The sequence below is a fragment of the Thauera sp. 63 genome, assembly GCF_000310165.2.
GTDB lineage: Bacteria > Pseudomonadota > Gammaproteobacteria > Burkholderiales > Rhodocyclaceae > Thauera > Thauera humireducens.
In genome coordinates this window covers 62,037-71,982 of the sequence record NZ_AMXC01000018.1, presented here as the reverse complement: position 1 = coordinate 71,982, position 9,946 = coordinate 62,037, and the positions used below count along the sequence as shown (strand labels likewise).

Here is a 9,946-nt window from a genome sequence, read left to right as displayed (position 1 = left end):
CGCGTCAGCGCTGAAAGAGGTGCGCATTATAGACACACAAACAACATCGTCAACATCAATTCACAATAAAGAAATCTATGCGCGCATTTCGACGTGCGCAAGCATATGACGGCGCCTGCGATCTACTCTCGACGATGCGCTGACGAGCGGTCGAAAAACACTCCCGCAGCACCATTCAATATGTTAAGTTTCGCGCGTCACGCGGGAGAGAACTCCACTGGAGTCGCCGAAGGCGCAACCCCCGGAACCGCTCAGGCAAAAGGACCGCGTGCGAAGTACAAGTCTGGAGAGCGGCACGGACATCGCACAATGTCACGGGCCCACCGAAGGGGCACTCGCCCGGCGTCGTCTATATATATGGATGAAGACCGGAACGAAATCTCTCAGGTACAAGGGACAGATGGGGCGGGCCCGGCGCATAGCCGAGCCCGCCCCTTTTCGTTCACTAACGGAGCCCGCTCTCGATGAGTACATCTTCCAGACAAACCCCGCTTCACGCCGCCCACGTTGCGGCCGGCGCGCGCATGGTCGATTTCGCCGGCTGGGACATGCCGGTCAACTACGGCTCTCAGATTGAGGAGCACCACGCCGTGCGCCGCGATGCGGGCATGTTCGACGTGTCGCACATGCTTTCGCTGGATCTGGCTGGTCCCGAAGCCACGATCTTCCTGCGCGGGCTGCTCGCGAATGACGTGATCAAGCTTACGGTGCCGGGCAAGGCGCTTTACTCCTGCATGCTCAACGAACACGGGGGCGTTATCGACGACCTGATCGTGTATCGCTTCGGACCCAGCGACTATCGTCTGGTCGTCAACGCGGGTACGGCAGACAAAGACGTCGCCTGGATGCGCGCACGGATTGCGGCGACTAGCGCAAACGTGACGCTCGCGGGACGCCGTGACCTCGCGATCATTGCGATTCAGGGACCGCGTGCGGTCGAACGCGCCACGGCAGCGATCCCCGAGTTGTCGAGTGCCAACGGCGTACCCGCCCCATTCAGCGCCGCGCGCGTTGGTGACTTGCTTGTGGCCCGGACCGGCTACACCGGCGAGGACGGACTCGAGATCGCCGTGCCGGCGACGCGCGTCGAACAGATGTGGAACGAACTCATCGCTGCGGGTGTAAAGCCCTGCGGACTTGGTGCACGCGATACGCTGCGCCTCGAGGCCGGCATGAACCTGTACGGACAGGACATGGATGACACCGTCTCGCCGCTCGATGCCGGGCTGGCATGGACCGTCGACTTCAAGGACGATAGCCGGGACTTCGTCGGACGCACCGCGCTGGAGGCGAATGCGGCGAGTCGCCGTCTGCTGGGTCTGATCCTCGAGGACAAGGGCGTCCTGCGCTCGCACATGAAGGTTTTTACCGCGGCAGGCGAAGGCGAGACCACAAGCGGCAGCTTCTCGCCGACGCTCGAGCAGTCCATCGCCTTCGCGCGCGTCCCGCTTGCCACCCAACCGGGCGAAGCCGTAGAGGTCGAGATTCGCGGCAAGCGCCTGAAGGCACGCACGGTCAAGCTGCCTTTCGTGCGCAACGGCAAGCCGCTCATCTAGACCCAATCGCGCTGCTGACCGAATTGCAGAACACGAACCATCCCTCTTTCCATTGGAGAACACCATGAGCAACATTCCCGCCGATCTGAAGTACACCAAGTCCCACGAGTGGATCCGCGTCGAGACAGACGGCAGCCTGACGATCGGCGTCACCGATCACGCCCAGGAAGCCCTCGGCGACGTGGTCTTCCTGGAACTGCCCGAGGCCGGTCGCGCGGTCGCCGCGGGCGACGCCTGCGCGGTGATCGAGTCGGTCAAGGCTGCCTCCGACATCTACGCACCGGTCGCCGGCGAAATCATTGCCAACAACCAGGATGCTTTCGACGCACCCGAAAGCGTCAATGCCGACGCCTATTCCACCTGGCTGTTCAAGATCAAGCCCGCGAATGCAGGCGATGTTGCGGCCCTGATGGATGCCACCGCTTACGCGGCCGAGATCGCCGAAGCCTGAGCGCCAAAGCACACGTTTCCGGAACGACCATGACCGCTTCCCTGCTATCTGCTCCGCTTTCCAGGCTGGAGCAGCGCGATGGCTTTGTCCATCGCCATCTCGGCCCGAACGCCAACCAGATCGCACACATGTGCGCGACACTTGGCGTGTCCGACGTCGATGCGCTGATCGAGCAGACAGTGCCTGCCGGCATTCGTCTCGACGCACCGCTGCCACTCGCCGACGCCTCGCCCGAACACGAAGCACTGACGCGGCTGAAAGCCATCGCCGGTCGCAACGTCATCAAGAAGTCCATGATCGGCATGGGCTACTACGGCACGCACACCCCTGCGGTGATCCTGCGCAACGTCATGGAGAACCCGGGCTGGTACACCGCCTACACGCCTTACCAGGCGGAAATCGCCCAGGGTCGCCTCGAAGCCCTGCTCAACTACCAGCAGATGGTGATCGACCTCACCGGTCTCGAGCTCGCCAACGCGTCGCTGCTGGACGAAGCGACGGCAGCGGCCGAAGCGATGACGATGGCGCGGCGGGTGTCGAAGGCCAAGTCGAACGTCTTCTTCATCGATGAAGCCTGCTTCCCGCAGACGATCGACGTCGTCCGCACCCGCGCCCACTACTTCGGCTACGAGCTGGTGTTCGGCAAGGCCGACGAAGCTGCCGCACACGATGCTTTCGGCGCGCTGCTGCAATACCCGAACGGACGCGGCGAAGTGATCGACCTGAGCGCCACCATCGCCGCGCTCAAGGACAAGGGTGCGGTCGTGGCCGTCGCGTCCGACCTGATGGCACTGGTGCTGCTGAAGAGCCCCGGCGCCATGGGGGCGGACATTGCCCTCGGCTCGGCCCAGCGCTTCGGCGTACCGATGGGCTTCGGCGGTCCGCATGCGGCCTTCTTCGCCACGCGCGAAGCCTTCGTGCGCTCGATGCCCGGCCGCATCATCGGGGTATCCAAGGATGCCCGGGGCAAGACCGCGCTGCGCATGACCCTGCAGACGCGCGAGCAGCATATCCGTCGCGAGAAGGCGAACTCGAACATCTGCACCTCACAGGTGCTGCTGGCCAACATGGCCGGCTTCTACGCCGTCTATCACGGCCCCGAGGGGCTGCGGACGATCGCCGCGCGCATCCATCGCCTCGCGGCCATCCTCGCGACCGGGCTCACCGACGCCGGATTCCAGCCCAGCGCCTCCACCTTCTTCGACACCCTCGAAGTTGAAGTCGGCGCGCGCGCACCGGCCATCGTCGAAGCAGCCGAAGCCGACGGCTTCAACCTGCGCAGCGTGTCCGGCACCCGCCTGGGCCTGTCGGTCGACGAGACCACGACGCGCGAGGACATCGCTGCCGTGCTGGGCTGCTTTGGTGTTGCCACCGACCTCGACGCGCTGGACGCCCGCGTCGCCGAAGCGGGGGGCGCCCTGCCTGCAGAATTGCTGCGCAGTGACCCCATCCTGTCGCACCCGGTGTTCAACGCGCACCACACCGAGCACGAGATGCTGCGCTACCTGAAGAAGCTGCAGAACCGCGACCTCGCGCTCGATCATTCGATGATCTCGCTCGGCTCGTGCACGATGAAGCTGAACGCGACAAGCGAGATGATCCCGATTACCTGGCCGGAGTTTGCCAACCTGCATCCCTTCGCACCGCGCGAGCAGGCGGCGGGCTACCTCGAGATGATCGAGGGCCTGGCAGATTACCTGCGTGCCGTCACCGGCTTCCCGGCAATCTGCATGCAGCCGAACTCCGGCGCCCAGGGCGAATACGCCGGCCTGGTGGCGATCGCCCGCTACCACGCCAGCCGTGGCGAGGCGCACCGTAATGTCTGCCTGATCCCGAAGTCGGCGCACGGCACCAACCCGGCGACCGCGCAGATGTGCGGCATGCAGGTGGTGGTGGTCGATTGCGACGACAACGGCAACGTCGATGTTGATGACCTGAAGGCCAAGGCCGCGAAGCACGCGGGCCAGCTCGCGGCGCTGATGATCACCTACCCGTCGACGCATGGCGTGTTCGAGGAATCGATCCGCGAGATCTGCGCGATCGTGCATCAGCACGGCGGCCAGGTGTACATGGACGGTGCCAACCTCAACGCCCAGGTCGGCCTGACCTCGCCAGCAACGATCGGCGCCGACGTGTCGCACATGAACCTGCACAAGACCTTCTGCATCCCACACGGCGGCGGCGGCCCGGGCATGGGTCCGATCGGCCTGGCGGCGCACCTCGCGCCCTTCATGGCCGACCACGTCGTGCAGCCCACCGGCGGTGCCGACCGGCCGAACCTCGGCCAGGGCGCCGTGTCCGCCGCGCCCTTCGGTTCGGCCAGCATCCTCCCGATCTCGTGGATGTACATCACGATGATGGGCGGCGAAGGGCTCAAGCAGGCGACCCAGGTGGCGATCCTCAACGCCAACTACCTCGCTACTCGCCTCAAGGACCACTACCCGGTGCTCTACACCGGCAGCCAGGGTCGTGTCGCGCACGAATGCATCCTCGACATCCGCCCGATCAAGGCGGCGACCGGCATCTCCGAGGTCGACATTGCCAAGCGCCTGATGGACTACGGGTTCCATGCGCCGACGATGTCCTTCCCGGTGCCCGGCACGATCATGGTCGAACCGACCGAGTCGGAAGATCTCGGCGAGCTGGAACGCTTCGCCGCGGCGATGATCGCGATCCGCAACGAGATCCACCAGATCGAGTCCGGCACCTGGCCGACCGAGGACAACCCGCTGAAGAACGCCCCGCACACGCAGGCCGACTTCATCGGCGAGTGGTCGCGCCCGTACTCGCGCGAGCAGGCGGTGTTCCCGCTGCCCTGGGTGGCGGAGAACAAGTTCTGGCCCAGCGTGAATCGTATCGACGACGTCTACGGTGATCGCAACCTGTTCTGCGCCTGCGTGCCGATGAGCGACTACGAAGCCTGAGTCCGGTAGAATCCCGGCGCTTCCCCAAAAGAAGCCACGCCCGAAACGGCGTGGCTTCTTTTTTGAATTTCGACAACCACTTGCCGCGCCTCCCGCCGTCGAGTGCCGCCCTTTCCGTTCCATAAAACAGCCCGCATGTCCAAGCCCAGCGCGAATAACAAGACACTCTGGTCGAGCCTGCTGCTCACCCACCTCGTTCTGCTCGCCGGCCTGCTGGCCTGGGTCGTGTCGCAGACCCGGCCCGTCGAGATGCACGATCTGCACCTGGCCGATGGCGAGAAGCTGAAATGCGTCTCCTACGCGCCCTATCACCGCCCGGGCCAGACACCGTTCGACGAGCGCCTGCGCATTCCCCATGCGCAGATCGCCGCGGACCTCTCCGCGTTGTCGAAGATCACCGACTGCGTCCGGCTTTACTCCGTGGATCAGGGTCTGGAACAAGTCCCTGCGGTTGCGCGGGAGGTCGGTATCAAGGTCCTGCTCGGCGCGTGGATCGGCCACGACCGGGAGAAGAATGCGCTGGAGTTGGACCGCGCCATCGCGCTCGCCAATGCCAACGCCGACGTCGTCAGCGCACTGATCGTCGGCAACGAGGTCCTGCTGCGTCGCGAGCGCACCGAAGACGAGATGCGCGCCCTGATCCGCAACACGAAATCGCGCGCCACGGTTCCGGTGACCTACGCCGACGTATGGGAATTCTGGACGCGGCACGACAGCCTCGCACAGGAGGTCGACTTCGTAACGGTACACATCCTGCCGTTCTGGGAGGACGAGCCGGTCGACATCGAGCACGCGCTCGAGCACGTCGCGGCCACTCGCACCCAGGTCGGTGAGCACTTCGCCGGCAAGCATGTCCTGATCGGCGAGACAGGCTGGCCGAGTCAGGGCCGACAGCGAGAGGAGTCACGCCCCTCGCAGGTCAACCAGGCGCGCTACGTGCGGGAGTTCGTGCATCAGGCGCATCAGCGCGGTTGGGACTACAACCTGATCGAAGCCATCGACCAGCCCTGGAAGCGCAAGCTCGAAGGCACGGTGGGCGGCTTCTGGGGCATGCTGGATGCGCACACCCTCGCGCCCAAGTTCCCGCTTTCGGGGCCGGTGGCCGAGCGCGACTCGCTCACCGCCCCCCTGCTGGCAGCCGCCGCGGGGGCCCTCGCCGGCCTGCTACTGGCCCTGGGCAGCAAGGGCGGCGGCGCGCTGCGCACGAGCGCGCTGGTGGCTCTTGGCGCTACGACCGGACTCATTGCCCTGCTTCACGCCGAGCACGCACAGATCGCCTACCGCAACGCGCTCGAATGGACCCTGCTCAGCGCCGTTGCCGTACTTGCCGTGCTGCTGGCGATAACGCTCGCGCTCTGGCGCGGTACGCCGATCCCCTCGGCCGCGCACGCCTGGCACACGATCCGCGGCAGACAGGCCGGCTTCGGCACTGCCCATGTCCTCGGCCTGCTGCGCGGCGCGCTGCTGTTCGCCGCGGCTGTCGCCGCACTGCTGCTGTTCGTCGATTCGCGCTACCGCGACTTCCCGACCCTGCTCTACCTGGCGCCCGCAGCGCTGCTCGGGGTGGTCGGCTGGTTTCAGCCGGCCCACGCCCGGGCTGAACGCATCTTCGCCGTCGTCATCGCCCTTTCGGTTGTCGGACGCTGGCTACCCGAGCCGGCGAACCCCCAGGCCATCGGCTGGTTGCTGACCGGCCTGGCGCTCGCCCTGCCCGTCTTGCTGGTGCGGTCGCGCCAGCACGAGCAGTGACAGCAGGGCGCCTACTGCGGCCGGATCGTAACTGTAGAACACCAGCCCGGCCAGGCCGCTCAGCCATCCGGCCCATGCGAAGCGGCGACACCCGAGCGCAAAGGCCAGCGCCCCGCAGGCCAGGCTGAGCCAGCCGATGCGCTGGTGCAGGAAGCTCTGCACCAGCGCCGTCTTGAATGTGCACAAAGCCCCTTGCGCCTCCACCAGGCTGCAGTCGCGCGGCAATACGCCGTTCTCCAGCAGACCATGGCGTACGCCCAGCGCGAAACCCAGGACCAGCAGTGCCCAGACGACGATTGCTGCGATACCGTGTTTGCCCAAACTATTTGGTCTCATTCCGCGTTTCCCTTGTAAATCAGCACTTCGGCCCGCGCTTCAAGCGATGTTGCAAATTGGCACTGAATGTGGCTCGTAAGCAGCTGAAATCGTGCATAAAATGCCATCGCTCGATACCGACGGCGAAAGGCGCGATTGTGTCACATGGATTTCACCCGCGGTATTTGCGCGCTGCAGTAGTCGGTTCTCGCCGATTGTTCCATGATTCAAATGGTGGAGCTTCCATCCACCGAGTTCTTCCCTCTTGCTCCGCCCTTCAGGACCCGACATGAAACATGCCGCCTCGATCCTCTACCGTGTCGCGATTGCGCTCGCCATCGCTGCGGGGGTCGCGTTCTTCCAGTACTGGATCTGGCAGCAATTCAACCGCGGTGCCGAGCACATCGGCACCAACCAGAGCATCAAGGGCTTTGCCTACAACGGTTTTCAGCGTGATCAGAGTCCGCTGAAGGGCACCTACCCCACCACTGAACAGCTTGCCGCCGACCTCGATCTGCTTGGGCGCATGTCCGACGGACTGCGCACCTATGGCGTCACCGACCTGCCAACATTGCTCGACCTGGCCGGAGAGCGCGACATGGTCGTCACCGCCGGCGCGTGGCTGGATCCGGACCGGGAGAAGAACGAGCGTGAGATCACCGCGCTGATCGATGCCGCACGCAAGATGCGGCACGTCGAGCGCCTGATGGTGGGCAACGAGTCCATCCTGCGCGGCGACCTGAGCGCCAGCGACGTCATCGAGTATCTCGACCGCGTACGCAAGGCCGTGCGCAAGCCCGTCTCGACCGCTGAGCCGTGGCACGTCTGGCTGAAATATCCCGAGCTCGCCAAGCACGTCGATTACATCACCGTTCACCTCCTGCCCTATCACGAAGGCGTGCCGGTCGAAGCCGCGGTGGAGTACGCCTTCCAGCGCTACGACGAGCTGGTGAGGACCTTCCCGCGCAAGAAGATCGTGGTGGGCGAAATCGGCTGGCCGAGCAAGGGCCCGACACTGGGTGCCGCCGTGCCCTCGCTCGACAACGAGGCGCGCTTCATCCGCGATTTCCTCGCTCATCCGCGCACTGCGCGGATCGACTATTTCCTGATGGAAGCGATCGACCAGCCATGGAAGGTGGATGTCGAGGGCTGGGCCGGTCCTTACTGGGGCATGTTCAACGCCGATCGCGAGCAGAAGTTCCCGCTGGAAGGCGTCATCGAGCGTGACCCGCACTGGGCCAAGAAGGCCGCCAACGCCGCCGCGCTCGCCTTCCTGCCGATGCTGCTGATCGCCTTCTTCCTGTCGGACTGGAACGTCTTCGGTCGCGTCTTCCTCGCCGGCCTGATCCAGGCCTGCGTCTCGACGCTGATCGTCGGCCTCAATGTGCCGGTCGAGTACTACCTCACCCAGCGCGACCTCATCGGCCTCGGCCTGCTGATCGGCGCCACCGTGCTCACCGCCGCGGTGCTGCTGTCGCACGGCTTCGAATTCGGCGAGATGCTGTTCAAGAAGAAGTGGCAGCGCCGCTTCATGCCGCTGCCGCCGCACGACCCGGACAAGCAGCCCTTCGTCTCGGTGCATCTGGCCTGCTACAACGAGCCGCCCGAGATGGTGATCGCGACCATCGACAGCCTGGCGAAGATGAACTACCAGAACTTCGAAGTGCTGGTGCTGGACAACAACACCCGCGACGAAGCGCTCTGGAAGCCGCTGGAGAAACGTTGCGCCGAACTCGGCCCGCGTTTCCGCTTCTTCCATCTCGCCAACTGGCCCGGTTTCAAGGCTGGCGCGCTGAACTACGGCCTCAAGGTCACTGATCCGCGCGCCGAAGTCGTCGGCGTGGTCGATGCCGACTACGTCGTCGATCCGGACTGGCTCGCGAGCCTGATCCCGCACTTCGACAAGCCGGACGTCGCCGTCGTGCAGGCGCCGCAGGCGCACCGCGACTGGGAGGGCCAGCCCTTCAAGCGGATGTGCAACTGGGAGTTCGACGGGTTCTTCCGCATCGGCATGCACCACCGCAACGAGCGCAACGCGCTGATCCAGCACGGCACCATGACGCTGGTGCGCCGCATCGCACTGGAGGAAGTCGGTGGCTGGTCGGAATGGTGCATCTGCGAGGACACCGAGCTCGGCCTGCGACTGATCGAAAAGGGCTACGACACCCGCTACGTCGACCACATCCTGGGGCGCGGCCTCACGCCCTCGGGCTTCGCCGCGATCAAGAGCCAGCGCTTCCGCTGGGCCTTCGGCGCGATGCAGATCCTCAAGGCGCACCTGCCGCACATGATCGGCCGCAGCAACCTCAACCTCGCGCAGCGCTACCACTTCCTCACCGGCTGGTTCGCCTGGCTGGGCGACGCGCTGCAACTGGTGTTCGCCTTCGGCAGCCTACTGTGGACCTTGGGCATCCTGCTGTTCCCCAAGGCATTCGGCCTGCCGGTGGTCTCGCTTGCACTACCGATCTTCGGATTCATGATCTTCAAGGCCGCGCTCGGCCCGATTCTGTACCGGCGCACCATGGACTGCCCGTGGAAGGACATCCTCGGCGCCTCGATCCTGTCGGTCGGCCTGGCACATGCCATCGCGCGCGGCGTGTTCGCCGGCCTGGTCAAGAAGAAGGGTGTGTTCGTCGTGACGCCCAAGGGCTGGCGTGGCGGCGGTGCGCTCGCCTTCTTCAACCCGATCCGCGAGGAGATCGGCATGTTGTTCGCCCTGCTGCTCGGCGCCGCCACGCTGGTTGCCCAACGCGGCGCCGCCAACCTTGAAACCCAGTTGTGGGTCGGCATCCTCTGCCTGCAGTGCATTCCCTACGTGGCCGCCATCCTGTGCCAGGTGGCCGCCTACATGCCCGAGCGACCGGTGCCGGACGACCACGGCGGAGCGGTACCCAGCAACGCTTGATCAGCCTGACCCACGTCGCTGACCCACGTCGTTAACGCAGAAGGGG

6 protein-coding genes and 1 riboswitch are annotated in these 9,946 nt (G+C 65.1%); of the genes, 5 read left to right on the top strand and 1 reads right to left on the bottom strand.

Annotated elements, in window-relative coordinates; all coding sequences use genetic code 11:
* Nucleotides 1-192 precede the first annotated feature (192 nt).
* Nucleotides 193-277, top strand: a riboswitch (glycine riboswitch).
* 187 nt (nucleotides 278-464) lie between these two features.
* The 4 genes from gcvT to C664_RS14325 all read left to right on the top strand — a co-directional run bounded on the left by gcvT (nucleotide 465) and on the right by C664_RS14325 (nucleotide 6,680).
* Complete coding sequence (gcvT, locus tag C664_RS14340; protein WP_038011919.1) at nucleotides 465-1,556, top strand: glycine cleavage system aminomethyltransferase GcvT; 1,092 nt, start codon at nucleotides 465-467, stop codon at nucleotides 1,554-1,556.
* Nucleotides 1,557-1,620: 64 nt separating this feature from the next.
* Nucleotides 1,621-2,007 carry a glycine cleavage system protein GcvH gene (gene gcvH / locus C664_RS14335; RefSeq protein WP_004262302.1) on the top strand — a complete coding sequence of 129 codons (387 nt, stop codon included), beginning with the start codon at nucleotides 1,621-1,623 and terminating at the stop codon, nucleotides 2,005-2,007.
* 29 nt (nucleotides 2,008-2,036) lie between these two features.
* Nucleotides 2,037-4,931 (top strand): aminomethyl-transferring glycine dehydrogenase, encoded by a 2,895-nt coding sequence (gene gcvP, locus C664_RS14330; protein ID WP_004262298.1) that lies wholly within the window; start codon nucleotides 2,037-2,039, stop codon nucleotides 4,929-4,931.
* Nucleotides 4,932-5,066: 135 nt separating this feature from the next.
* The gene (locus tag C664_RS14325) at nucleotides 5,067-6,680 is read left to right on the top strand and encodes a glycoside hydrolase family 17 protein (protein WP_004262295.1); all 1,614 of its coding nucleotides are present in this window, start codon (nucleotides 5,067-5,069) and stop codon (nucleotides 6,678-6,680) included.
* On the opposite strand, the gene C664_RS14320 is transcribed toward C664_RS14325, so the two are convergent.
* Nucleotides 6,579-7,016 (bottom strand): hypothetical protein, encoded by a 438-nt coding sequence (locus C664_RS14320; protein WP_232435109.1) that lies wholly within the window; start codon nucleotides 7,014-7,016, stop codon nucleotides 6,579-6,581. The genes C664_RS14325 and C664_RS14320 overlap by 102 nt on opposite strands.
* A 268-nt stretch (nucleotides 7,017-7,284) precedes the next feature.
* Here C664_RS14320 and C664_RS14315 point away from each other — a divergent pair, with 268 nt between their 5' ends.
* Nucleotides 7,285-9,900, top strand: a complete 2,616-nt coding sequence (locus C664_RS14315) for a glycosyltransferase (protein ID WP_004262286.1) — start codon at nucleotides 7,285-7,287, stop codon at nucleotides 9,898-9,900.
* The last annotated feature ends 46 nt before the right edge of the window (nucleotides 9,901-9,946 follow it).